We start from the raw sequence: 23,493 nt of genomic DNA on the forward strand, positions 1-23,493 counted from the left end.
GGTGTGCACCGCCGTCGTCAATCTGCTTCAAGCGGCCGCAGGAAGCCGCCCTGAGGATGGGCGCCGCGGGGCTATCCCCACCCGGCCAGGCGCAGCAGCGCGGCCGCGGCGGCCCCGGCGATGACCACTACCAGGAAGGGCGCACGCAGCACCAACGCAACGGCAGCGGCCAGCAAGGCCCCGAGCCGGGCGTCAAGCACCAACTGCTGGCCGGTGGAAAAGCTGTTGACCACGGTCAGCGACGCGAGCAGGCCGATGGTCATGGTGGCGGCAATGCGGGACATCCGCTGGTTTTTCATCCAGGCGGCGGGCACCAAATAGCCGGCCAGCTTGGTCAGGTAGGAGATGACGCAGGCAGCCAGGATCCAGATCCACAGGCTCACGGTGCCTCCTTTCCGCCGGCAGTGCCATCCCGGTCCCGGCCGGCGTCTCTGGGTGCTGAATCCGCGAGGGTGTGGGGGCCGTCGTGCTCGGAATAGGGTTCATCGTAGGGTTCGATGTCTGGCGCCATCCCGGCCGGGATTGCTTGGTGCGTGAACCAGCCGATGGCTGCCGCAACAGCCGCTGCCACCAGGATCGGGACTCCGCTGGGCACGAACGGCACGGCGATCAGTGTGGCGAGTGCGCACACGACCGCGATGGCGGCCGGCTCCTTGCCCTTGAGCCGCGGCCAGAGCAGCGCCAGGAAGGCAGCCACGGCGGCCCCGTCCAAACCCCACTGCTTCGGGTCGCCCAGCGCGTTGCCCGCCAGCGCCCCCGCCAGGGTGAAGATATTCCACAACAGGAATATGCCTACCCCGGCCGTCCAGAAACCGCGCCGCTGCTCGCCGGGATCCTCCTGGCCGGAGGCGGTGGCGGTGGATTCGTCGATGGTCACGTGGGCTGCCAGCGGGCGACGCCAGCGGCGCGGCGAAACCAGGGCGTTCATCTGCATGCCGTAGATGCCGTTGCGGATGCCCAGCAGGGCGGACGCGGTCATCGCGGCCATACCGGTTCCGCCGCCGCTGATCACACCGATAAACGCGAACTGGGAGCCGCCACTGAACAGCAGCAAGCTCAGCACCATCGTTTGCCAGAGGTCGAGGCCCGAGGCCACGGACAGCGCGCCGAAGGAGACCCCGTACAGCCCGGTGGCAATGGAGATGGACAGCCCCACCTTCACGGCCGGAGACTCGAGAAACTTCACCCATCTACAGTAGCCGGGCACGGGCGGCGCGCCCGCGCGGGGCGGACACCGCCGTCGGTTACCCGGGTGCAACCTGCAACGGGGCTGGCCTACACTGCTTCCTGCGCGTGGCCGTTGATCGCGTCCGCCGCACGGATCAGCGCCAGGTGCGAGAACGCCTGCGGGAAGTTGCCGGCCATCCGCTTGTTCACCGTGTCGTACTCCTCGGCCATCAGTCCCAGGTCGTTCGCGTAACCCACCAGCCGGTCCATCAGGTCGCGCGCATCGCCGATCCGCCCGGAGCGCGCGTACTGTTCCACCAGCCAGAAACAGCAGGCCAGGAACGGGTGTTCGCCCGGAGCCAGCCCGTCCAGGCCCGACTCGGTCCGGTAGCGCAGGATCAGCCCGTTCGCGTCCACCAGCTCCTGCTCCAAGCGGGCGACAGTGCCCAGCATCAGGTCGTCGTCGTACTTCACAAAGCCCACCTGCGGCAGCACCAGCAGCGAGGCATCCACCTCGGCACTGTCGTAGGTCTGGGTGAAGGAGTTGATTTCCCGGTTGAAGCCGTGCTCCATGATCTCCTCGCGCAGCCGGTCCCGCAGTTCTGCCCAGCGGACAACTTTGCCGTCCAGTCCGTGCTCCTTCACCGCCCGCACGCCGCGGTCAAAGGCCGCCCACATCATCACCCGGGAGTGCGTGAAGTACCGCCGCTGGCCGCGCATCTCCCAGATGCCCTGGTCTTTCTGGTCGAAGTGCTTCTCGATGTAGTGCAGCATCGCCTTCTGCAGTGGCCACGAGAAGTGGTCCTCGGTACCGCCCAGGTTGCGCAGCTTCTCCAGCGCCACCATGACCTCGCCGATCACATCCGCCTGGTACTGGCCTACCGCACCATTGCCCACCCGCACCGGCGCCGAGCCTTCATAGCCGGGCAGGTGCTGGATGATGCGTTCCTCGAGATCACGCTCGCCGGCCACTCCGTACATGATCTGCAGGTCTTCCGGATCGCCGGCCACCGCGCGCAGCAGCCAGTTGCGCCACTGCAGTGCCTCGTCTTCGTAGCCGTGGGTCATCATCGATTCGAGCGTCAGCGCCGCGTCGCGCAGCCAGACGTAGCGGTAGTCCCAGTTCCGCTCACCGCCGAAGGATTCCGGCAACGAAGTGGTCGGCGCGGCGACGATTCCGCCGGTGTCCTCGTGCGTCATGGCCCGCAGCACCAGCAAGGATCGTTTGACGATGCCGTGGTACTCCCCCTGCGGTGGAAAACGGGAGCACCAGTCCTGCCAGTACTGCACCGTTTCCTCCAGTGCCGCGTCGACGTCGATCACCGAAGGGACCGTCCGGTGGGACGGGAACCAGCACAGTTCAAAGTCGACCGTCTCCCCGGCCCGGACCGTGAACTCGCCGGCGTGCCTGCGGTTCGCTGCACGCGGCAGGTGCTCCCCGTGCAGCACCAAAGCGTCCGGGCCGGCGATGGCCACAATGGCTTCCTTGCCGGTGGCCTCGTCGTGCACGCGGTTCACCCACGGAACAACGTCGCCGTAGTGGAACCGCATGACCAGCTCCTGGCGTATGGTCATTTCGCCTGAAAGGCCTTCGATGCGCCGCACCAGTGAGGCTCTGCGGTCACCCACCGGCATGAATTCGGTGACCAGCGCCTCGCCGGTCCCGCTCTTCCACCGCGTCTGCAGCACAAACGTCGACTCTATGTAGCCCCGTTCAACGACGACGGCGGACGGCGCCGTTGCCGGCCCGGCGGCGGCCGCTGCGCCTGGGCGGTGGTTTCCAGTCCCGGCCGGTGCCGACGCCCTGACGCTGTTGCCGCCGTGCAGGGCGTCAGTGGTGGTGGACTCTGCGGATCCCGGGCCTGCCGCAGGTGCGTCGGTGGCACCGGCGGGTGCCACGGAGGCACCGGCTTCGGTGGTGCCGGCCGCGTCGCCGGCTTGCCCCGCTTCCTCGGCCGCGGCTCCCACACCGGCAGCCCTTTTGGCCTCGTCCGTGGCGGACCGCTTAGGATCCTCCGGGGCCGGGCGCTCCGGAGCCGGGCTCTCCGGTGCCGGGCTCTCCGGGGCCGCCGACACCGCGTCATTCTGTTGCCGGGTGGAGACCGGCGGCTGGCGGCGAGAGGCTTCCAGCGGGTCGTCACTCGGTGCGCCGTGTTCCCCGGAACCCGTCGGTTCGCTGGTGCCGGCATGCGCACCGTCCGGCGCCAGCAGCCAGCGGCCGTGACCAGGATTGCCCAAGATTGCAGCGAAGGTTGAGGGCGAGTCAAAGCGAGGGAGGCAGAGCCAGTCCATGCTCCCGGACCGGGACACCAAGGCTCCCGTGTGCAGATCCGATATGAGTGCGTAGTCCTCAATGGGAGATGCCATTTACCCACTCAACCACACGGGGCGCGGTTACGGCAGCAGCAGTTTCCTAAGCCAAGGCGGCCTGCAGTTGCCGGCGGACCTCCACCGGCCGGTTGGTCGTGATTTCCGCAAAGCCCAGCTCGCGACACAGCTCCACGTCCTGCGGATCGTCGACTGTCCAGATGCGGAACTGCATCCCGGCATCCCGCCAGCGGCGGACCAGTGGCAGATGCGAGCGCACGTAGTCCACGCCCGGTCCGGCTATGCCGACCCGCTGCTCTTCGACCAGCCCTTCACCTTCGGACAGCGCCCGCCGCAGCAGGCCCGCGACAGCACCGACGGCCAGTTCGCCCATCATCAGGCTGGCTTTGAGTTCTTCGGCGTCGATGTCGTCCAGCAGCTGGCACAGATACTGGCCGGGCACGTGCTCGGTCAGGTACTTCACCGCCTCCGGGTGGAAGCTCATGAAGCTCATCTGGATGTTGTCCAGCCGGGAGGTCTCCGGATCCCAGCCCTCCGCCATCAGGTACCTGAGCAGCTCGTCTTCCAGTTCCTGCCCATAGGGGCTGGGGTGCTTGAGCTCCACCGCCAGGCCCAGCGGACGTCCGGCACCGCGGATGATGTCCACCAGGTCGTCCAGCGTCACCAGCTGGTCGGCGGTGCCGCCGTACTCCGGCGGAATCGGCACACCCTTCCAGGAGCTGACGTCCAGCTGCAACAGCTCGTCCAGCGTGTGGTCGGAAATGTTCCCAGTGCCGGTGGAGGTGCGGTCCAGGGTGAAGTCGTGGAAGCAGACCAGCCGGCGGTCCCGGGTCAGGTGCACGTCGCACTCGATCCCGTCGGCGCCGTCGGCGATGGCCTGCAGGTAGGCGGCCCGGGTGTTCTCCGCATACTGCTCGCTGGAACCGCGGTGCGCGTAGATCCTCTGCTGCATATTTTCACGGTACGCGATGACCGGACAACCTGACCCGCCGTAGGGTTGACTGACGGGTGAACGAACAATGATCGTTCAGCGATTCGGCTTCGGAGGCAACATGGGCATTCAGGCGGGCGGCGGCGTCGCCTCTGAAACGGCGGACAGAGACACGGGGACACGCACGGCCGGAAACGTGACCGGCAGTTCGCCCAGCGGCGGAGAAAGCCGGATCGCCGTGGTGCCGGACAGTGTCCGTGCCGCCGGGCTCCGCCGGATGAAGATGCTGGCCACCGGGTTGCTGCTGGTTTTGGCCGTGGTCTTCGTGGTGTCCTTCGCACTGCAGGACCGCTACCCGTGGCTGGGCTATGTCCGGGCCGCGGCCGAAGGCGGGATGGTGGGGGCACTGGCGGACTGGTTTGCCGTCACCGCCCTGTTCAAACATCCGATGGGGCTGAAGATCCCGCACACCGCCATCATCCCGCGGCGCAAGGACCAGATCGGCGCAAGCCTGGGCCAGTTCGTGGAAGAGAATTTCCTGGCCGAGGACGTGGTGAAGGCCAAAATCGGCTCGCTCGGCATCACGGCAAAGACCGGACTCTGGCTGGAACGTCCGCAAAACACCGAACGTGTGGCCCGCGAGGGCGCGACGGCGATCCGCGGCGCCCTGCAGGTGCTCAACGACGAGGATGTGCAGCAACTGATCGAATCACTGGCCCGCCGGCATCTGCTGGACCCCCCGTGGGGACCGCCGTTGGGCCGGCTGGCCGAGCATGTGCTGCGCGACGGCCACCACCTGAAGCTGGTGGATCTGCTGCTGGAGCGGGCCGGTGACTGGGTGCTGGACAACCAGGAGACGGTGGCACGGCTGGTCGCGGACCGCTCGCCGACCTGGGTCCCGCAGTTCGTGGATTCGCTGGTCGGCGACAAAGTCCATCTGGAGCTGTACAAGTTCATCAACGCGGTGCAGGACGACCCGGACCATCCGATGCGCCAGCAGTTGGACACCTACCTGAACTCGCTGGCGAAGGACCTGCAGCATGATCCCGAGATGATGGAGCGGGTGGAAGCGATCAAGCACAACGCCTTGGGCGACCCGGAAGTGCGGGCGCTGGCCACCCGCACGTGGGAGACGCTGAAGACCGCGCTGCTGGAGGCAGTCGAGGACCCGCAGAGTGAGTTGAGCCTGGCCTTCAAGCGCGCGGTGGCGGACTTCGGCCACCGGCTGGCGACGGATGTGGAGCTGGCGGCCAAGATCGACGGCTGGATCGAGGAAGCTGCCGGGTACATGGTCCGGACCTACCGGTCGCAGATTGCCAGCGTCATCACCGAAACGGTGGAACACTGGGACGCCCAGGAGACGTCCCGCAAGATCGAACTCCAGGTGGGCCGGGACCTGCAGTTCATCCGGATCAACGGCACCGTTGTCGGCTCGCTGGCGGGGCTGGCGATCTTCACCGTGGCGAGCGCGGTCTTCGGGTAGCTGCCGGAGGCTTCAGCCCACCCAGAGGAAACGGATCCTTTGACCCGGCCGGGCCTGCGCGAGCAGCGGGAGGTCCGCCGGTTCAACCACGGCGGGCACCGGGTATCCGCCGGTCACCGGGTGGTCGGCCAGGAACACTGTGGGCAAGCCCGACGGCGGCACCTGCACCGCGCCGGTGACCATTCCTTCGCTGGGCAACTCGCGGTCCTCCAGGCGCTGCAGCGGCTGGCCGAGCAGGCGCAGGCCGATCCGGTTGCTTTCCGTGCTGACGGTCCACCGACCCAGCGCCAGGCGCTGCCGCGCGTCAGGGGTGAACCAATCCAGCCGGGGCCCCGGGTGGATCCGCACCGCCAGGGGACCGGCCGGCGGCAGAGGCACCGGTGTCCAGCCGGAACCGGCGCCGGCCCCTTCCCCAGGGCCCGCGAGCGCTGCAGTGACGTTCGGACCGGTTCCCGTGCTCCGGAAGGCGTCACCGGTCTTCAGCACGTCCCCGTCCCGCAGCGGCGCCGGCCCCATCCCGGCGAGCAGATCGGTGGCCGCCGATCCCATCGTGGTCGGGGCCGTGATGCCGCCGGCCACCGCCAGGTAGTACCTCAGTCCGGACTCAGCCTGGCCGATCTCCAGCCGCTGGCCCGCCCGGACGCGGAAGGGGCGGTACGGTTCCGGCGCACCCGCAGGTGCCGCGGCCGCGACTGCTGCGCCGTGCCCGGTCACGGCCAGCCGCCCCGAGGCTCCCGCCACCGCCACCACCGTCTCGCCCTCGAACTGCAGAACGGCGCCGCCCAGCAAAAGCTCCAGCCCCGCCGCGGGTTCAGGGTTTCCCACCAGCCGGTTGGCGGTGCGCAGCGCCCGTGCGTCCAATGCACCTGACGGACTCAGCCCAATCGCCGCGTGACCGGGCCGTCCCAGATCCTGCACCAGCAGCTGCGGTCCGGCCTTGAGAACAGTAATCACCGGCTACACCTCCTTGAAGCGCACGCGCGTTCCCGGCGCAATCAGCGCCGGCTGCTCCCGTGCCGGGTCCCACAACCTCGCCTCGGTCCTGCCGATCAATCGCCAGCCGCCCGGTGACGCGGTGGGGTAAATGCCGCTGAATTCGCCGGCCAACGCCACCGATCCGGCCGGTACCCGGGTGCGAGGTTCGGCCAGCCGGGGCACCTGCAGCGGATTTTCGGGTGTCACCAAGTAGGCAAAACCCGGCGCGAAGCCAGTGAAAGCGGCAGTCCAGCCGCACTGTTGATGCCGCCGGACCACGTCGGCCTCGCTCACGCCCAACAGCCGGGCCACCTCCGGCAGGTCCTCTCCGGAGTAGTCCACCTCCACGGTGACCTCGTCACCGGTGGTGCGCGCACCGGCGTCGTGCGGTGCCGTGTGTTCCAGCCAGCGGCGGACGACGTCGGGGACCGCCGGGTCCTCAAAGGTCACCAGCAGCGTGCGGGCAGCAGGCACCAGTTCCATCACCCCTGGGAGCGGCGCAGTCGAGAGGGCGCTGAAGCGGGCCAGGACTTCGTCGAGGGTCTCGAATTCGGCGAGCAAAGCGCCAGGACCGAAGGTCAGGATCCGCACCCTACCGTCCAGCGGTTCCGGCCTCGAAAGGAGCAGGTGACGTGCCGGGCGGGCGGGGATCGCCGGTGCCGCCCGGGACATTGCCGGCCGCGCTCCCGGCCGCGGTGAAGGGGCGGACGGAGATGCCCGCGGCGGACAGCCGTTGGCGGACCAGCCGCGCCATCTCCACTGCGCCCGGGGTATCGCCGTGCACGCAGAGCGAATCGGCCGCACCGCTGCGGGCGAAGTCCACGGCCCGGTCGGCAATCTGCTCAAGGTCTTCCAGCAGGGCGCCGGCCTCACCGCGGGGAATCAGCGTCCCGTCGGACCGGTAGCCACGGTCCACGAAAGCCTCCCGGAACACCGGCAGTCCGGCGCCGGCCGCCAGTTCGAGCACGACGGAACCGGGCAATCCCAGGACCGGGAGCCGCGGGTCGAAGGACCCGATGGCTTCCACGACTGCCGCAGCTTGGAGGCGGTCATGGACTATCCGGTTGTACAGCCCACCGTGCGGCTTCACGTACCCGATCCGCGCCCCCGCGCTTCGGGCGATCCGGTCGAGGGCAGCCAACTGGGAAGCCACCCCGGCGGTCAGCTCGGCCGGCGGAACGTCCAGGGATCGGCGGCCGAACCCGGCCCGGTCCTGATAGGAGACGTGCGCGCCCACCGCCACGCCGTGCTCGACAGCGCGGCGGCAGCTGGCCAGCATGGTCTCGTCGTCGCCGGCGTGGTAGCCGCAGGCGATGTTGGCGCTGGTGATCAGCGGAAACATCGCCTCGTCGTCGCCCATCAGCTGCCCGTCAACCGATTCCCCGAGATCGCTGTTCAGATCGATTCCCGGCTGGACACCGGGGCCGGCTGCCCGGCCCGGCTCACCGCCGGCGACTGCCCGGCCCGCTGTCACGGCATGGTCCCGTCATCGACCGGTCCACCCGCAGCCGGACTGCCCGTTGTCACGGCACGGTCCCCTCGCCCGATCCGCCGGCCGGGCGGTCGCGGCCATCTTTGTCGTGGCGGGCCGCCTCAACGGCCCCCGGCCCCTTCCGCTTCCGCCCGGGCAGCTTTTCCAGCATCCTGGTGGTCAGCCGGCCAGGCACTGCCGGGAGCTCGCCCAGCCGGTACCGGTTGTCGGTCAAATCCTCCACGAGGGACATCGGCAGCACCAGCGGCGGTTCACCAAAGGCGGTTCGGGTGGCGCCAATGACGCGCCGGCCCATGACGTGGTTGCCGGCCCCGCCCACGGCCGCACCAATGCCAAATGGAACCGCGCGGCCCAGCATCGCCGTGCCCTGTTTGGCCAGCAGCTTGGCCAGGAACCGTTTCTTGAGGCTGTCCACCAGGGAGCTGACCATACCGGAGGGCATGCTGCTGCCCACCGCGCTCCCCCAGGCACGGGCCGGGTTGCCGCCGCGGCCGCCAGCCTGTCCGGCGAACTCCTTGATGAGCGAACTGCCTTCGTCGCCCATCAGGATGGCCATCACCATGGCCTGCGCGCGCTCGGGGTTCTCGACGTCGATGCCGTGCAGTTCCGCAATGGACTGGGCGAAGAGCGCCGTGGCTTCCAGAAAGCCGACAGTTGCCGCCGCGGACAGACCCAGCGCGGCCACTGTGCCCACACCCGGCACGACGGCGGTGGCGCCGACCGCTGCCCCGCCGGCAGTCACCGTTGACAAGTAGTTTTTCTCCAGCTTCGCGGCCAGCTCGGCCGGGGTTGCGTCAGGGTTCCTCCGCCGCAGCCGGTCCAGATTGGCCAGCACCAGCGGCCGCTGGACGTCCAGCGCCTTCATGATGGCCGTCGTCACGCCCGGCTTGGGGTTGCCCTGCTTGTCGAAAGCCGCATCGGCGGCGACCCGCATGGCTGGGTTGATTTTCCGTCCTTTGGCCACAAACCCTCCTGGAGCAATCAGCATGGTGATGGTGTTCCGGCCTTAAGCGTAAGTCACCGGTTGCGGCCCGTTCCTCCCGACAGCAAGTATGCTGACAATTGCACCGCGTACTTCCTGTCCGACGGCCGGCATGCAGCAGTGGCTGCGCTGGCCGCCAACCCGAAGGAGCTCCTGGCTATGAGAATCGGATCATCCATCGCTTTGATTGCCATCGGCGCAATCCTGGCCTTCGCCGTTGCCGACGTCGTAAATTTCATCGACCTGACGCTGGTCGGCTGGATCCTGATGGGCGTTGGCGTCCTCGGCCTCATTGTCTCCCTCATTCTGGCCGCTCCGCGCCGCGAACACCGGGTGACCGAAAGCCGCCGCGTGCAGGATCCGAACACGGGTGAGACCATCCGGCGCGACGAGACCCGGGGCTTGTAAACGGCCCGCAAAGACACGGCCTGACCTGCGCCTCCACCGGCGCCTGGAGGGAGGGCGCCGCGAAGGCAGCTCCCGATAGGCCTTGCGCCCGCCGGGCACGCGTCGATGGAGGCGGTCAGCGCGGCTTCTTGCTGCCCAGGGCCACGAGCGACAGCACAATGCCGGCGCCGCACACCAGCGTGGCCAGATAGGCAAGGCCAACCCCGTTGTCGCCGGCCAGGCCGAGCGTCAGACTGAGCGGAAGCCACAGCACGGCCCAGCCGAGCACTCCGAACAGCGGCGCGTACCGCTCGCCGCGCGCTGTCCAGCGGTACCCGAAGATCGCCAGCACGACGACGGCGAGCGCGCCGGCCAGGGATATGACGGCGATGGCGCCGCCTGCCTCGGGCTCCTGCCGGGCGCCCACCGAGAACGCCGTCATGGTGTCGACGGCCACGACGGTGATGCCTGCCGCGATGGCGAACTGCAGGACGTTTCCCGCCTGGATGAGCCACATCCGCCGCACATCGGGCCTCATGCTGTTCCTCCCGTGGTTTTGCCCGTTTTGGGCTCCCTCTCCTGCCACCCTATAAGGCGCGCACTGGCCCGCGCACCGGACCACCTCCGCCTCACCGGGCTGCGTTAAACAGGGCAGTGCCCCGGCGGGACCTTCCACCGGGGCACTGGCCGGAGCTCTCGCGGGCAGGCGTTACCAGCGGACCTTTTTCTCCGGCGGGCCCTGCCTGCCGCTGGCGTGGTTCGGCTTGTGGCTGTTGCCGATGCTGTGCCAGCCGGCCAGATCTCCGGCGTTGGTGCCGCGCTTGGAGACCAACCGGGCTTGCTGCTCGTCGGTCAACTTGGCCGCTGCAGCAGGAGCGAGATGGATGTGCAGTTCAGGGGACTCGGCGGGCTTGGGCGCCCGCGGATCGATGTCAGTCATGGCTCTCCTTCGGTATTTCAGGAGCCTGCTGGAAACTGGTCCGCCGGATCAGCCGTCGATGCCCAGACGCCACCAGGCCCGGAGCACATCCGGGCGGAGCAGGGGCGGGATTCAGGGAACCACTCGCGAGGTCCAGCCTCAGCAAGCCTGTTTGGTTGTCGGTGTGACCGGTCCAGGACCTGGTTACGCGAAAATCAGAATTCCCATGCCGCACAGCCTAACAGCGTTGCCCGGCGTCCGGTAGATTCAAGCAAAGCCGGCCAGAAGGGGGACCATGTCAGCATCACAGTTCGACCAGCGGTACGACTCGATCTACCAGCGGGGCGGCGAGGCGCGGGACATTCCGGCGCCCGGAGCCCGGCCCGGCCCGTCCCAGCCGGCCGCCGTCAAACCCACCGCGGCCCAACCCACTGTGGATACCACGTCCGATCTTGCCCGGGATGCCCGGGCCGCCGCCGCATTCCGCGCCACACCAGCCGAACCGGCCGGCGGCAGTGCTGCCCAGTCCAGCGCGATTGCAGAAGTCATTCCGCCGGATGCGGTACTGCCGGTCCGGCCGGAGGGCCCTTCCGCGGCGCGCTGGAAGATCAATCCCTTCCTGGTGGCGCTGTGGATGCTGGGCGTGGGGCTCACCGTCTTTGGTGCCTGGGGTTCTGTCGCTCCGTATGTCATCCAGATGGATTACCTGGGGACGGAGGGCATCGGGCCCAACGGGTTCCCTTGGTTCGTGATGGTCTCGACGCTGGCCCCCAACATAACCTTCGCCGGTTTGCTCATCATCGCCGGCGTGCTCGCACTGCATGCGGCGGGCTGGGCACGCCGCATTCGCTGAGCAGGAGCCGCAAACGCGGGCGGCCGCGTAAACACGCCGCCGCCCGCGTGGGCCGGAACCGGCTAAATCAGGCCGCTGGAAAGGTGGTTGGGCGTGCCGAAGCGGTGCGCGGTGATGCTGACGGCCTGCTCGTGCAGGAACGGCAGCATTTCCACGCGGCCGGCTTCGGTCACGTCATGGGCATAGACCGCCACGTCCGGCCTCCCGCCGGTAGCGATGGCGAGCGCTTTGGCCTCGCCTCCGATCAACCGGATGCGCCCGGCGCCGAGGCCAGGCACCCGGGCCAGCCAGCCGGCGTCGTCCTCCACCGTCACCGACAGCCCGAGCTCAGTGGCGACGGCCTTCAACGCGGCGGGAAGCTCGACGGCGGTCGAGACGGCCACCTCTGAGCCGGCCCGCACGCCGGCGGCCAGCACGCGGATCAGCTTGGCCAGCGGTTCGCCGTCGGACAGCCGGACGGTAACCGGAACCGGCAGGTAGCGGAACACGTTGCGCTCGGCGGTCAGGGCGGATACGTCCCTGGCCGCACCGAATTCGTCCTCCCACGCCGCTGCGTCCGAACGCAGCGAACGTTCCAGCACGGCCAGCTCCTCGCCGGACAGCGCCTGGCCCGCGCGCCGAGCCGCCTCCAGCAGCTTCGCCGCCGCGCCGTCAACGTCCGCGGTGGCCGTCGACGGCGCTGTCTCCCAGTCGCCGAGCCCGACCAGATAGTTCGGCCCCCCGGCCTTGGTTCCGGCGCCCACCGAGGACTTCTTCCAGCCGCCGAAGGGTTGGCGCCGCACAATGGCGCCGGTGATACCGCGGTTCACATAGAGGTTGCCGGCCTGAATGTTCTGCAGCCAGTAGTCCAGCTCGTCCGGGTCCAGCGAATGCAGCCCCGACGTCAGGCCGTACTCGATGTCGTTGGTCATGGCCACCGCTTCTTCCAGCGTCTCGGCGGTCATGACACCCAGGATCGGTCCGAAAAACTCCGTCAGGTGGTAGCGCGATCCGCGCTGCACCCCGGTGCGCACGCCCGGACTCCAGAGCTTCCCGGTCCCGTCCAGCTGTTCGGGCCGGAGCAGCCAGTTCTCGCCGGGCCCCAGCGTGGTCAGCCCGTCCAGCAGCTTGCCTTCGGCCGGGGCGATCACCGGGCCCATCTGGGTGGCCGGATCCTGCGGATAGCCCACCTTCATCGAGGTGACCGCGTCCACCAATTGGTTGCGGAAGCGTGGCGAGGTGGCGGCGGAGCCCACCAGGATCACCAGCGAGGCCGCGGAGCATTTCTGCCCGGCATGGCCGAACGCGGAGTAGGCAACATCCTTGGCGGCCAGGTCGAAGTCGGCGCTGGGCGTGACAATGATCGCGTTCTTGCCCGACGTTTCGGCCAGCAGCGGCAAATCAAGACGGAAGGAGCGGAACAGTTCCGCGGTCTCGTAGGCGCCGGTGAGGATTACGCGGTCCACCTCGGGGTGCGAGATCAGCTGCTTCCCCAGTTCCCGTTCGCTTAGCTGCACCAGCTGCAGCACATCGCGCGGTACGCCCGCCTCGTCCAGAGCTTCCCACAGCGCCTCCACCATTACCGCACCGGTTCGGGCCGCCTGCTTGGCGGGTTTGATGACGACGGCGGAGCCTGCGGCAAGTGCTGCCAGGACACCTCCGGCGGGGATCGCCGTCGGGAAGTTCCACGGCGGGGTGACAACGGTCAGCTTGGCGGGGACGAACCGGGCGCCGTCCACGTGGTCGAGCTTGCGGGCCAGCTCGGCGTAGAAGTGGGCGAAGTCGGCAGCTTCGGAAACCTCCGGGTCGCCCTGGTCCAGAGTTTTTCCGGCTTCGGCAGCCATCACTTCGAGCAGCCTGGCGCGGTAGGCGCTGAGCTTGTCGCCCGCCTTGTGCAGGACCTCGGCCCGCTGGGCTCCGGTCATCGCGCCCCAGCTCTTGGCCTGCTCCACCGCCGTGGAGATCACCTGCTCCAAGCCCGGCTCATCATCAATTCCGGCTGCCGCAATAGTGTCGATGCCGAGCGTGGACTCCGGCACACGCGCCAAGATCTCCCGGCCCCAGGCCAGGTTGGCGGGCAGCGACGGGTCGGTGTCCGGGATGTTGTCGAAGGAATCAATGGGCCGGGGCGGCTCCGTCTTGCTGCGGTCCTGCCTCCGGTTCGGCTCCGGCACGTCGTCGTCGAGCGATTCCAATGATGCCAAAAAACGCTGCTTTTCCCGCTCGAAAAGGCGCTCGTTCTTGCTGAGTTCGAAGACGGCGGACATGAAGTTCTCGCCGCTGGCGCCTTCTTCCAGCCGGCGGATCAGGTAGGCGATGGCCACGTCGAACTCGCCCGGGTGCACCACCGGCGTGTAGAGCAGCAGAGATCCGACGTCCTTCTTGACGGCCTCGGCCTGGCCTTGCGCCATGCCCAGCAGCATCTCGAAGTCGATGCCCGCTTCCACGCCGCGCTGCTTGGCCAGCAGCCAGGCGAAAGCGACGTCGAAGAGGTTGTGCCCGGCAACGCCGATGCGCACGTTGCCGATCCGGTCCGGGTGCAGGGAGTAGTTGAGGACGCGCTTGTAGTGGGTGTCCGAATCCTGTTTGGTTCCCCAGGTTGCCAGCGGCCAGCCGTGCAGCGAGGCTTCCACCTGTTCCATGGGCAGGTTGGCGCCCTTCACCACACGCACCTTGATTCCGGCTCCGCCCCGGGCCCGGCGGGACGCGGCCCATTCCTGCAGCCGGATCATGGCTTTGAGCGCGTCCGGCAGGTAGGCCTGCAGCACGATGCCCGCTTCCAGCTGCTCGAATTCAGGCTTGTCCAGGATCTTGGTGAAGACCGCCATGGTCATTTCCAAGTCCTTGTACTCTTCCATGTCCAGGTTGATGAACTTGCGTTTCGGAGACTCCACGGCCTGCCGGTACAGCGGCGTCAGGCTTTCGACGACGTGCTCCACCGCCTCGTCGAAGGCCCAGTGCGAGTGGGGAGCCACGGTCGAGGAGACCTTGATGGAGACGTAGTCCACGTCGTCGCGGGCCAGCAGGCGTTTGGTGCCTTCGAGCCGGCGCTCCGCCTCGCGGCCGCCCAGCACGGCCTCCCCCAGCAGATTGATATTGAGCCGGACATCATCGTGGCGGATCTTGGCGATCGCCGGTCCCAGCTTGGCATCGGTTGCGTCCACAATCAGGTGGCCCACCATTTCGCGCAGCACCCGGCGGGCCACCGGGATGACCACCTGCGGAAGGACGGGTGCCATGCTGCCGCCAACGCGGACGGCTGCCCGCATGTACCAGGGCAGGAAGGACGGCACCTTCGGCGCCAGTACGGCCAGGTTCCGGGCGGCGACGCTCAAGTCCTCCGGCCGGATCACTCCGTCAACGAAGCCGACGGTGAAGTCCAGCCCGTCCGGATCGTTCAGCACGCCGGCCAACTGCCGCGCGGAGGCATCGGCAGGAATTTTTTCCGCCTCGGTCAGCCAGTGGCGCACCAGCTTGATTGAGTCGGCGGCGAGGCCGGCTCTTTGCTCTTCAGCCAACTGAGTGGTTGGCATCGGAGCGTGCTTCAGGACATCGGTCACGGCAGCATCAGTCCCTTCAACGTAGATGCAATGCTCATTTAGGACCAGTATGGAACTAGAATCCGTGAAGTAAAAGCGATCTTTTCCGACTAATAATCATTGGTTTTATTGATGATTGGAGGGGCTGTGCTGGATGTCCGCAGGCTGCGGCTGCTGCGCGAGGTCAAAGTCCGCGGGACACTGGCCGAAGCGGCTGCCGCGTTGAACTTGAGCCCTTCGTCCGTATCCCAGCAGCTAACCCTGCTGGAAAGGGAAGCGGGTGTTCCGCTCCTGCGCAAGGTGGGGCGGCGGGTGCAGCTCACTCCGCAGGCAGAAATCCTCGTGGGGCACACCGAATCCCTGCTCTCCACCCTTGAACAGGCCGAAACCGATCTGGCCACCTCGCTGACCACGGTTACCGGAACCGTCCGGCTGGCGGTGTTCCAGTCCGCGGCGCTTGCCTTGCTGCCGGAGGCCCTCACTGCCATGCGGCAGCAGTACCCGGACGTGCGGATAGAAATGGTTCAGCGCGAACCGGAGACGGCGCTGTACGAGACGTGGGCGCGGGGCTTCGACCTGGTGGTGGCCGAGCAGTATCCCGGCCACGCGGCACCACACCACACGGAACTTGACCGCAAGAAACTGACCACCGACGCCATCCGGTTGGCGGTGCCGCCAGCTCCGTTGGAGGGAACAACAGTTGCGTCCGTGGATGACGCCCGCACTCTGCCCTGGGTGATGGAGCCGCATGGCGCAGCCTCCCGGCACTGGGCAGAACAGGCTTGCCGCCAGGCTGGCTTTGAGCCTGATGTGCGGTACGAAACGGCTGACCTCCAGGCGCAAATCCGGCTTATCGAATCCGGCAATGCGGTGGCGTTCATGCCCGATCTGGTGTGGACGGGCCGGGACACAACCTGCAGATTGCTCCACTTGCCCGGGCTTCCCCGCCGGACGGTGTTCACATCCGCCCGCCGCGCCTCGGCCAACCGGCCGGCCATCCTGGCGTTCCGGGAAGTGCTGGAGGAGACCGCCCGGGGGATTGCGGCCTGAGGTATGGACCGGCGTCAACCGGTGCTTCCCACTTCTATTCCTACGGTGCCGCCGCGTGGAAGGTAAGCCGCACCTAGCGGCGCTGGTCCAGGCTTAGGTTTCCGTGCACGGTGGCGTAAGCGCGGAAGCCTTCCGAGAAGACCGGAAGCCCCTGCTCCGGTGCCTCCACCCTGCGGGCCGGACCATCCAGTCCATCCAGCCTGAGCAGCACGAACAGATCCACCAGCACGCTGCCGAGCTTGGCGAGCTCGCTCCGGGGCAGTACGGCACGGTACCCGCCGACGTCGTGCCTGACGTCAAAGCTGAGTTCTTCAGCCGTCCCGCGGGCACGCGCCACCACCCTGGCCGATTCATAGCTGGCTGACGGTTGGAATTCCAGCCCGAAAGACACTGATTCGCCATCCAGCTGGAGCAAAAGGGCACGGGCGGTCGCCTTCAGCGCTTCCTCGGTGTCCGCCAGCTTCAACAGGCCGTCGACATCCCGGGTTCTGACCAGCTGCGAGCGCTGCCGGAACGGAAAGGCCAACTCCGCCTCCAGCCGTTCGGGAATGAAGTGTTCCACGAAGCCGGCATGGGCAGCCACCCACCGCTGCCGGGCTCCCGCTGTCATCGATCGATAGCGGTTGGGCACGTAGAGGCGCAGAAGCTTGCGCCGGTACAGGTCCAGCACCATCAGTTCGGCTGCGGCAGGGTCCGGATGGTTGTCCCTTATGATCCTTGCGATTTCTGCCACCGAGCCGGTATAGCTTTCGGGAATGGTCCGCTCCGAGCTGATGTTGGTGCCGTCGTCGCGCGTGCGGATGAAGTAGTAGTCATAGTCGGCCAGGATCGCATTCCGCCGCGAGGCGAGGTAGCAGCGGGTGAGCATCATGCCGTCTTCCAGCCGGATTTTGCCTTCCGGAAAGCGGATTCCGTGCTCATCCAGCAGCTCGCGCCGGATCAGCTTCTGCGGTGAGAGCGTGCCGAGGATTTTGCGCACCGGCACGTCCGGCACCGTCTCCGTGAAGAGCGAAGACTGCACGCGCCGGCCACCGATTCCGACCAGGCGCGGCGCCAGTACGTCTACGTGGTGGCGGTCGGCAAAATCCACCATCCGGCGCAGCGCCTCCGGCCCCAGCCTGTCGTCTGCGTCGCAGAAGAAAACGTAGTCGGATCTGCTGGCAGCGATTCCCACATTGCGGGGCTTTCCGGGCCAGCCGCTGTTCTGCTGGTGAATCACCCGCCAGTTGGGCTGCCGCGCGGCGAATTCGTCCAGCAGCTTGCCGCCGCCGTCGGTGGAACCATCGTCCACGGCGATGACCTCGAAAAGCGTTTGATCCATGTCCTGTGCGGCTAGTGATTCCAACAGTTCCTGCAGGTAGGGCAGCGCATTGAACACAGGGACCACCACCGCCACGCGCGCGGTGTGTGCGCTGGCCGTGGGCCCGGAATCGCTTTCGTGGAGCCGCACCTGTCCAGCCCGCGCCCCGAGCTTCTTCAGCCTGCGCTGTGCACCGGCCAGCTTGTCCCTGATGGCCACACGGTCCCCCTCGATCGTTCGCCGTAAGTGCATTGTGCCACGGCAGCCGGCACCCGCGACGGCCGATCCGCACCCCATTTTGGAAAGCGACGCGTGCCGGACCATCGAGTTCACCGGCCGCCGCCGCGGGAGAGCATGTTTCCTACAAGATGAGCAAAGCAGGCACGATCCGAGGTCCAAGGATCAGGAGACCGCACAGCAACGCCAGCCCGACCGGCGCCTTGTTCCAACTGGTGACCGCCGCGGGCTCCTTAATTAGTTCGGTGCGGCGGCCGGCTGCCCTGGACTTGGCCCATTCGCGGACCAGAGGATGCTGTTCAGGTCCCTGCTGCCGCCCGGCAGTGGTATCCCTATGCCACGGGGTCACCGTCGCCGGCCCGATGGCCCCACTACGCTGATAGCCTGCCGCCCGCGCGCTCTCGGGAAAGGGCGCACCCCAGCTGGTGTAGGTCTTGCCAGCGGCCTTGACCTTGAGGGTGCTGCCGGTGCTGACCTCGTCAACCGTGCCAAAAGGGATGGAGTGCGAGCGAAAGCTGTTGATGATCAGGACGGAGTCGGCGTCGAAAACCAGCCTGGGCACCCACAGCAAGATATAGGCAAGGGCCGCAGCGACCATGGGCCATGGCATCCACGCCCAGAGAGCCTCCGGGTCCCCCAGAAACAGAAACAGAGCCAGCGCCACTGCCGCGGCCGCCCACACCAGTACGGCCGCCCATCTGCTGGATGGTTCCTTGAGTACGGCCTGCTTCGACTGTGTCCGTGAACTTGTTGTCATCCCGCATGCCCCTCCCCTTGACCGCTGCCGTTACTGTATTCTGCCACCGCTCGTCGATGGGTGGCAGGGCAGCCCGCATCCCACAGCGAGGCGGCCGGAACTTGTCCGGAATCGGCGAGGGCATCCGGTCTCTGCCGGATACCTGCAGTCGACTTCCAGGGCTTCTACAGGGATTCCTCCCGCATCCCCCACGGGGAACCGTACCCCTCGGGTGCGGGTGCCGACATGAGGTCCAGGAACGGTTTGGCGTCGAAGGCCTCCGGGCCCAGGACGCCGGCTCCGCTCCAGACGCCCGAGGCCAGGAGTTCAAGGGCAATGATCGGGTTAAGGGCTGTCTGCCACACCACGCACTGGCTGCCGTATTCGGCCATGGACACGGCGTTGTCGGCCACGTGGTAGAGGTAGGTCCGCCGCGGGGCGCCTTCCTTGTCCTTGCCTGTCACCAAGACACCTGCGCACGTTTTACCGGTGATCCGGGGTCCCAGCGTGGCCGGATCCGGCAAACAGGCGGCAACAACGTCGCGGGGACTGACCGACGTTCCCTTGACGGTGACCGGCGTGGTGGAATCGAGGCCCAGCTTGTGCAGGACCTTGAGCACCTCGATGAATTCATCGCCCAGCCCGTACTTGAAATTGACCGTCCCGGCATCCAGCCACCGGGGCATCAGCAGGACTTCCTCGTGTTCGACGTTGACGCACTCTACGGGGCCGATGCCTTCGGGAAAATTGAAAACTTCAGGGTCGCTGAAGGGCTCTGTGGTGCTCCAACCGTTCTCGGCAGAATAAATCACCGGCGGATTGAGGCATTCCTCGATGGTGGTCCAAATGGAGAAGGACGGGGCGAAATCGTATCCCTCGACCTTCAGGTTGGCACCGTCGCGGACACCGATTTCGTCGATGACGGAGAACAGGTGGTCCCGGGCGTACCGGGCCAAAACGTCAGAGAGTCCGGGTTCCACGCCGATCCCGACCAGTGCCAACCGCCCGGCGTCCTCCCACTCCGCGCCCCGGTCGAACTGCTCGTCGCCCAGCTTGATGCCGGTGAGCTCATAAGGTCGTTCCGGGTGCGGGGTGGACAGTGACATGGCCATGTCCAGATAGGTGGCTCCGGCTTCCGCCGCACCTTCGAAAATCGGCATGACGAAACGGGGGTCAACGGCGTTGAGCACGTGGGTAATACGGTGTTCCCTGATGGCAGCGGCAACGGCGTCCCTGCTTGACGCATCCAGGGAAATAGCGCTGAACCGTCCGCGCTCGCTCGGCGGCAGCGCCTCGACTACGGTGTGGGCACGTGCCGGGTCGTAGTCCGCCAGAACGAAGGCCTCAAAGAATTCCCGCCGGGCGGCAATGCCCGCGGCGGCGCCACCCACTCCGCCTGCTCCAATACAGAGGATCCGCATCATGCTCCCTTTAGGTTGTCTTGGCTATTGCTGCCGCCGCCGTCGGGGCTCAAGCGGAACCAACTGTTCGCAGTCACGTCGGTGGGTGCGCCCGGGGACGCCAGCAATGTGTTGGTCACGGGGTCGATGCCCACCGTTGCCAGAGTCGCCCAGCGAGATCCCAGGCCTGCATTCCGGGCAGGCACGCAGCATAGTTCGGCCCCGTCACCGGGAACGGAGCAAAGGTAGGGCACAAGATCCTGCGGCGCAGCGGGCTGGAACGCGGCGCTCACCCGCCTCTCCAGCAAGTCGATCCGCTGCTGGGAGTCCGGCTGGTAGAGCTCCGCTTTTTCCCCTTTGGCCAGCCTTGGCGTCAGGAAATGGTTGGTGTGCAGCAGATGGCTGCCAGTCGGTTTGATAACTTCGGCCCCGTCGGGACTTAGCTCCACCATCCTTGTGCCGGCCTTGGTGACCACGGAAATGGCGCTGGAGGTCTGGACCGGTGCGTCAAGGAGTATGTCCACGGCCTCGTCCAGCGAAGCTGCCCGGTGCAGTACCTGGGTTGCTGCGATATGGACGGGCACGGCTCCCGGAGTGTCCCGCCTGTGACCCAACACGTTCAGGTGCACACCAACGCCGGCGTCGTTCAGCCCGATCTTGGCGAGGATTCCGTACTCCGTCAGGCCCACGAACCGGCCCTGGCTGGTTTCAACTGACTGCAGGTGCCAGGATGCGGAAAGTTCTTCGTGCCAGTCCCAAGTCTGCATGGAGAAGGGCCTGGCACCGGCGCTGACAACAGTAGAGCACTCCCCCGGCCGGGCCCCTTCTGAGAGCGAAAGGATTTCGGTCCGGGCATTGAGGGCGCTGATGTTCCAGACGGGCAGGCCTGCCCCCTCTGCGGTACCGCGGATCTCCGCCGCCAGGTGCGGCGCCCAAGCATCAATGGCGGCCAGACTGTTCGTGGCCTCCCGTTCCATGACGGCTTCACTGATGCCATGGGCCTGGAACAACTGCCGGTAGACGTTCCAGCACTCGGCGATACCGCTGCGTCCCTCGGTGCCGCGCTGCAGACCCACCTGGTGGGAGTCCTGACCCTGGAGTGTCAGCAGCTGCGGGATCATGCCTGCGGGGTCAGTCAATGTCGTGCTCCTCATCCAATGTTCCGCTGTCGCGGCGTCGCGGCTTCCAGCCGGGCCGCGGCGCGCTGTCGATCAACCGCCGGGTATACGGGTGTTCCGGGCGGTCGAGGATCTGGTCAGCGGTGCCGGCTTCGACGATGACACCGCGGCGCATTACCACGATGGAATGCGCTATTTGGCGGGCAACGGCCAGATCATGCGTGATGAAGAGATAGGTCAGCTGTTTTTCCATCCGCAACTGTTCGAGCATCCGCAGGATTTGCGCCTGAACGGTGACATCCAGCGCGGACACGGCTTCATCGAGCACTATGACCCCCGGCGAAGCCGCCAGCGCCCGGGCAATCGCCACGCGCTGTTTCTGCCCGCCGGAGAGCTCGTCGGGCAGCGCGCCCATGTGGGTCTCGGTCAATCCGACTTCCAAGAACAACTCGCGGCAGCGCCTGCGTCGTGCTGCCGCGTCCAAGGACGAATGGGCCTTCAACACTTCGGCGACGGCTTCGGAGACCGGTAGCCGGCGGTTCAACGACCCCTGCGGGTCTTGGAAGACCATCTGGACGTCCTTTGACCGTTCCCGCCGGGTTCGGCGGCTGGTCCGCGGGTTGACCGGTTTGCCGTTCAGCAGGACGGACCCGCTGTCCGGGGTCTCCAGTCCCACGAGCATCCTGGCTAAAGTGCTTTTCCCGGATCCCGATTCCCCCACCACGGCCAGGCATTGTCCACGGTCAATGGCCAGTGATGCGTCCTTGACGGCGTGGATCTCGGTGCGGTTGCGGCCGGATCCCACAGTGAACTTCTTGTTCAGGCCGGTAATGACGACGACGGGGGCTGTGGACTGCGTCTGCACGCCGGTCATCGTTTCACCTCTCGGGACGTGTCGCTGCTTTGTGGACCGGGAACGCCTGTATCGGAGCGGTGTCCGGCATTGGGCTGGGGGCCGAAGCCTGGCCCGGACTCGATTCGGTGATCCAGGCTGGGCTTGGCCGTGACCAGCATCTTGGTGTATTCGTGTTCGGGCCGGTTCAGCACCCGGTCCGCAGGGCCGGATTCGACGATCAGGCCTCCCGACATAACGGCGATTCGATCGCATGCAGCTGCGGCCAGGTCCAAGTCGTGGGTCACGAAGATCATGGCCATGCCGGCCTGGGTCCGCGCCTCATCCAGGATGGCCATGACGTCGGACTGCGTCGTGACGTCCAGCGCCGTGGTCGGTTCGTCTGCCAGCAGCAGTTCGGTGCCCCTGGCCACCGAGCCGGCAATGACCACTCGCTGGAGCATGCCGCCAGAGAGCTGGTGCGGGTAGGAGCGCAGGCATCGGGCGACGTTGTGGATGCCCACCTGCTCGAGCACTTCCCCGGAAAGCCGCAGAGCCTCGTGGGCGGTCACTGCAGGCCTGGCGGCTTGGATGCCTTCAACGAGGAATTTGCTGACCGGTAGCACCGGATTCAGGGCAGCCTGCGGATTCTGGGAGATCATCGAGACAGCACCGGCGCGGAAGGCGCGGAGCCGCGCGCCCGAGTACGCCAGTGTGTCCTCGCCTTTGTAGAGGACCCTGCCGGTGACTTGCGCCTTTGGCGGCAGGGTCTGGAGGATGGTCCGCATGGTCATGGATTTTCCGGATCCGGACTCCCCCACCAGGCCGACGGACTCGCCCTTCTCCACGATGATGTCGATATCCGACAGCAGCGTGGCCTGGCGGTGCTCCGGCCCGATTTTCACGCTCACCCTCGACAGCTCAAGCATCAAGTCCTCCCTGCTGCCCGGCGCCCGCCGAGCTTCTCGCCCAAGAACCCCAGCGCGGCAACAGTCAGCACAATGAGCACGCCCGCATAGAGACTCTCTTGCGGGTAGCCGGCCAGCAGCGAGGATTGCCCCGAGGAAACCATGAGCCCCCAGTCCGCGTCGGGCGGTTGCACACCAAATCCGAGGTATGACAGCGCGGCGAGGTCGATCATGCCGTAGCCGAAGTTGATGCTCATTCCCGTCATGATCTGCTGTTTCACGTTCGGCAGCAGATGCCGCACGGTGATGGACAATCCCGAAATCCCCTGCAACTCGGCCGATTTCACATACGGCAGATTCCGCTCGCGCAGGGCGACGCTGCGGATTACCCGGGCGGTATACGGGGTGAAGCCGATGGCCAGGGCTATCACGGCGGTCTCGATTCTTGTGCCGAACACCGCCACCGCCAGCACGGCCAACAGCAGGTTCGGAAACGCGAACAGGAAATCCAAAACCCTGCTGATCAGGTTGTCCACCCAACCGCCGAACCAGACCGCGACCAGGGCAAGGGTTCCGCCCATCACAGCTGTGAGCACGGCGACAGCCAGGGCGGCAAGGATGCTGGAGCGAGCGCCCGTGGCCAGCCGGGAGAACAGATCCCGTCCAGCCTGGTCAGTTCCGAGCCAATGCTCGGCTCCGGGGGGAAGATAGCGATCGACGATGTTGCCGGCCGTTGGGTCATAAGGTGTGATGGCTGGTCCGAACAAGGCGAAGAGTCCGATCAGCATTACCCAGCCCAGGCAGATGGCCGTCAGGACATCGGGCTTCGATCGGGTCTTCCGGGACAAGCTCCTTTGCAGGGCCCCAGGGCGTCCGG

The 23,493-nt window shown here is 66.9% G+C and carries 22 protein-coding genes; 4 read left to right on the top strand and 18 right to left on the bottom strand.

The genetic code is table 11. The annotated features are described in order from the left end of the window. Nucleotides 1–71 precede the first annotated feature (71 nt). The 4 genes from AC5RWT_RS20265 to AC5RWT_RS20280 all read right to left on the bottom strand — a co-directional run bounded on the left by AC5RWT_RS20265 (nucleotide 72) and on the right by AC5RWT_RS20280 (nucleotide 4,447). Nucleotides 72–383: an AzlD domain-containing protein gene (locus tag AC5RWT_RS20265; protein WP_493969388.1), complete on the bottom strand. Its 312-nt coding sequence runs from the start codon at nucleotides 381–383 to the stop codon at nucleotides 72–74. After that, the gene (locus AC5RWT_RS20270) at nucleotides 380–1,186 is read right to left on the bottom strand and encodes an AzlC family ABC transporter permease (RefSeq protein WP_494081732.1); all 807 of its coding nucleotides are present in this window, start codon (nucleotides 1,184–1,186) and stop codon (nucleotides 380–382) included. Before AC5RWT_RS20270 ends, AC5RWT_RS20265 begins: the two co-directional genes overlap by 4 nt. An 89-nt stretch (nucleotides 1,187–1,275) precedes the next feature. Beyond that, nucleotides 1,276–3,534, bottom strand: a complete 2,259-nt coding sequence (locus AC5RWT_RS20275; protein ID WP_494081733.1) for a glycoside hydrolase family 15 protein — start codon at nucleotides 3,532–3,534, stop codon at nucleotides 1,276–1,278. A 46-nt stretch (nucleotides 3,535–3,580) separates the two neighbouring features. Further along, entirely contained in the window at nucleotides 3,581–4,447 is an 867-nt protein-coding gene (locus tag AC5RWT_RS20280) for a glycerophosphodiester phosphodiesterase family protein (protein WP_494081734.1), read from the bottom strand. A 100-nt stretch (nucleotides 4,448–4,547) separates the two neighbouring features. Here AC5RWT_RS20280 and AC5RWT_RS20285 point away from each other — a divergent pair, with 100 nt between their 5' ends. Beyond that, nucleotides 4,548–5,909 carry a DUF445 domain-containing protein gene (locus AC5RWT_RS20285; RefSeq protein WP_494081735.1) on the top strand — a complete coding sequence of 454 codons (1,362 nt, stop codon included), beginning with the start codon at nucleotides 4,548–4,550 and terminating at the stop codon, nucleotides 5,907–5,909. Nucleotides 5,910–5,921: 12 nt separating this feature from the next. On the opposite strand, the gene AC5RWT_RS20290 is transcribed toward AC5RWT_RS20285, so the two are convergent. From AC5RWT_RS20290 to AC5RWT_RS20305, 4 genes are all read right to left on the bottom strand, one after another. After that, complete coding sequence (locus AC5RWT_RS20290) at nucleotides 5,922–6,863, bottom strand: 5-oxoprolinase subunit C family protein (protein WP_494081736.1); 942 nt, start codon at nucleotides 6,861–6,863, stop codon at nucleotides 5,922–5,924. 3 nt (nucleotides 6,864–6,866) lie between these two features. Next, nucleotides 6,867–7,475, bottom strand: coding sequence for a 5-oxoprolinase subunit B family protein (locus AC5RWT_RS20295; RefSeq protein ID WP_494081737.1), 609 nt, complete (start codon nucleotides 7,473–7,475; stop codon nucleotides 6,867–6,869). A 1-nt stretch (nucleotide 7,476) separates the two neighbouring features. Then, nucleotides 7,477–8,289 carry a LamB/YcsF family protein gene (locus tag AC5RWT_RS20300; RefSeq protein ID WP_494081755.1) on the bottom strand — a complete coding sequence of 271 codons (813 nt, stop codon included), beginning with the start codon at nucleotides 8,287–8,289 and terminating at the stop codon, nucleotides 7,477–7,479. Between the two features lie 118 nt (nucleotides 8,290–8,407). Then, nucleotides 8,408–9,340, bottom strand: a complete 933-nt coding sequence (locus AC5RWT_RS20305) for a hypothetical protein (protein WP_494081738.1) — start codon at nucleotides 9,338–9,340, stop codon at nucleotides 8,408–8,410. A gap of 177 nt (nucleotides 9,341–9,517) precedes the next feature. Between AC5RWT_RS20305 and AC5RWT_RS20310 the strand changes: the two genes are divergently transcribed. Continuing rightward, nucleotides 9,518–9,766: a DUF6458 family protein gene (locus AC5RWT_RS20310; protein WP_493969380.1), complete on the top strand. Its 249-nt coding sequence runs from the start codon at nucleotides 9,518–9,520 to the stop codon at nucleotides 9,764–9,766. A gap of 115 nt (nucleotides 9,767–9,881) precedes the next feature. Here the strand turns inward: AC5RWT_RS20310 and AC5RWT_RS20315 are convergent, their stop codons facing one another. Both AC5RWT_RS20315 and AC5RWT_RS20320 read right to left on the bottom strand, forming a co-directional pair. Continuing rightward, nucleotides 9,882–10,283 carry a hypothetical protein gene (locus AC5RWT_RS20315; RefSeq protein ID WP_494081739.1) on the bottom strand — a complete coding sequence of 134 codons (402 nt, stop codon included), beginning with the start codon at nucleotides 10,281–10,283 and terminating at the stop codon, nucleotides 9,882–9,884. A 171-nt stretch (nucleotides 10,284–10,454) separates the two neighbouring features. Beyond that, entirely contained in the window at nucleotides 10,455–10,685 is a 231-nt protein-coding gene (locus tag AC5RWT_RS20320; RefSeq protein WP_494081740.1) for a hypothetical protein, read from the bottom strand. 274 nt (nucleotides 10,686–10,959) lie between these two features. Here AC5RWT_RS20320 and AC5RWT_RS20325 point away from each other — a divergent pair, with 274 nt between their 5' ends. Continuing rightward, nucleotides 10,960–11,517 carry a hypothetical protein gene (locus AC5RWT_RS20325; RefSeq protein ID WP_494081741.1) on the top strand — a complete coding sequence of 186 codons (558 nt, stop codon included), beginning with the start codon at nucleotides 10,960–10,962 and terminating at the stop codon, nucleotides 11,515–11,517. A gap of 62 nt (nucleotides 11,518–11,579) precedes the next feature. Here AC5RWT_RS20325 and AC5RWT_RS20330 read toward each other — a convergent pair whose 3' ends face one another. Then, complete coding sequence (locus tag AC5RWT_RS20330; protein ID WP_494081742.1) at nucleotides 11,580–15,029, bottom strand: bifunctional proline dehydrogenase/L-glutamate gamma-semialdehyde dehydrogenase; 3,450 nt, start codon at nucleotides 15,027–15,029, stop codon at nucleotides 11,580–11,582. 153 nt (nucleotides 15,030–15,182) lie between these two features. Here AC5RWT_RS20330 and AC5RWT_RS20335 point away from each other — a divergent pair, with 153 nt between their 5' ends. Next, on the top strand, nucleotides 15,183–16,085 hold the full coding sequence (locus AC5RWT_RS20335) for a LysR family transcriptional regulator (RefSeq protein ID WP_494081756.1): 903 nt from the start codon (nucleotides 15,183–15,185) through the stop codon (nucleotides 16,083–16,085). 73 nt (nucleotides 16,086–16,158) lie between these two features. Here the strand turns inward: AC5RWT_RS20335 and AC5RWT_RS20340 are convergent, their stop codons facing one another. The 7 genes from AC5RWT_RS20340 to AC5RWT_RS20370 form a co-directional block, all read right to left on the bottom strand. Continuing rightward, a complete protein-coding gene (locus AC5RWT_RS20340; RefSeq protein ID WP_494081743.1) occupies nucleotides 16,159–17,604 on the bottom strand; it encodes a glycosyltransferase family 2 protein in 1,446 nt (481 codons plus the stop codon). A gap of 142 nt (nucleotides 17,605–17,746) precedes the next feature. Continuing rightward, complete coding sequence (locus AC5RWT_RS20345) at nucleotides 17,747–18,379, bottom strand: hypothetical protein (protein ID WP_494081744.1); 633 nt, start codon at nucleotides 18,377–18,379, stop codon at nucleotides 17,747–17,749. Between the two features lie 164 nt (nucleotides 18,380–18,543). Then, nucleotides 18,544–19,779, bottom strand: a complete 1,236-nt coding sequence (locus AC5RWT_RS20350) for a saccharopine dehydrogenase family protein (protein ID WP_494081757.1) — start codon at nucleotides 19,777–19,779, stop codon at nucleotides 18,544–18,546. Next, nucleotides 19,779–20,897 (bottom strand): C45 family autoproteolytic acyltransferase/hydrolase, encoded by a 1,119-nt coding sequence (locus AC5RWT_RS20355; RefSeq protein ID WP_494081745.1) that lies wholly within the window; start codon nucleotides 20,895–20,897, stop codon nucleotides 19,779–19,781. The genes AC5RWT_RS20350 and AC5RWT_RS20355 overlap by 1 nt, the downstream gene beginning before the upstream one ends. Further along, a complete protein-coding gene (locus tag AC5RWT_RS20360; RefSeq protein WP_494081746.1) occupies nucleotides 20,890–21,750 on the bottom strand; it encodes an ABC transporter ATP-binding protein in 861 nt (286 codons plus the stop codon). Before AC5RWT_RS20360 ends, AC5RWT_RS20355 begins: the two co-directional genes overlap by 8 nt. Beyond that, complete coding sequence (locus tag AC5RWT_RS20365) at nucleotides 21,747–22,637, bottom strand: ABC transporter ATP-binding protein (RefSeq protein WP_494081747.1); 891 nt, start codon at nucleotides 22,635–22,637, stop codon at nucleotides 21,747–21,749. Before AC5RWT_RS20365 ends, AC5RWT_RS20360 begins: the two co-directional genes overlap by 4 nt. Then, nucleotides 22,637–23,464: an ABC transporter permease gene (locus AC5RWT_RS20370; RefSeq protein ID WP_494081748.1), complete on the bottom strand. Its 828-nt coding sequence runs from the start codon at nucleotides 23,462–23,464 to the stop codon at nucleotides 22,637–22,639. The genes AC5RWT_RS20365 and AC5RWT_RS20370 overlap by 1 nt, the downstream gene beginning before the upstream one ends. Between the last annotated feature and the right edge of the window lie 29 nt (nucleotides 23,465–23,493).

It is taken from the genome of Arthrobacter sp. Dra40, from assembly GCF_059091905.1.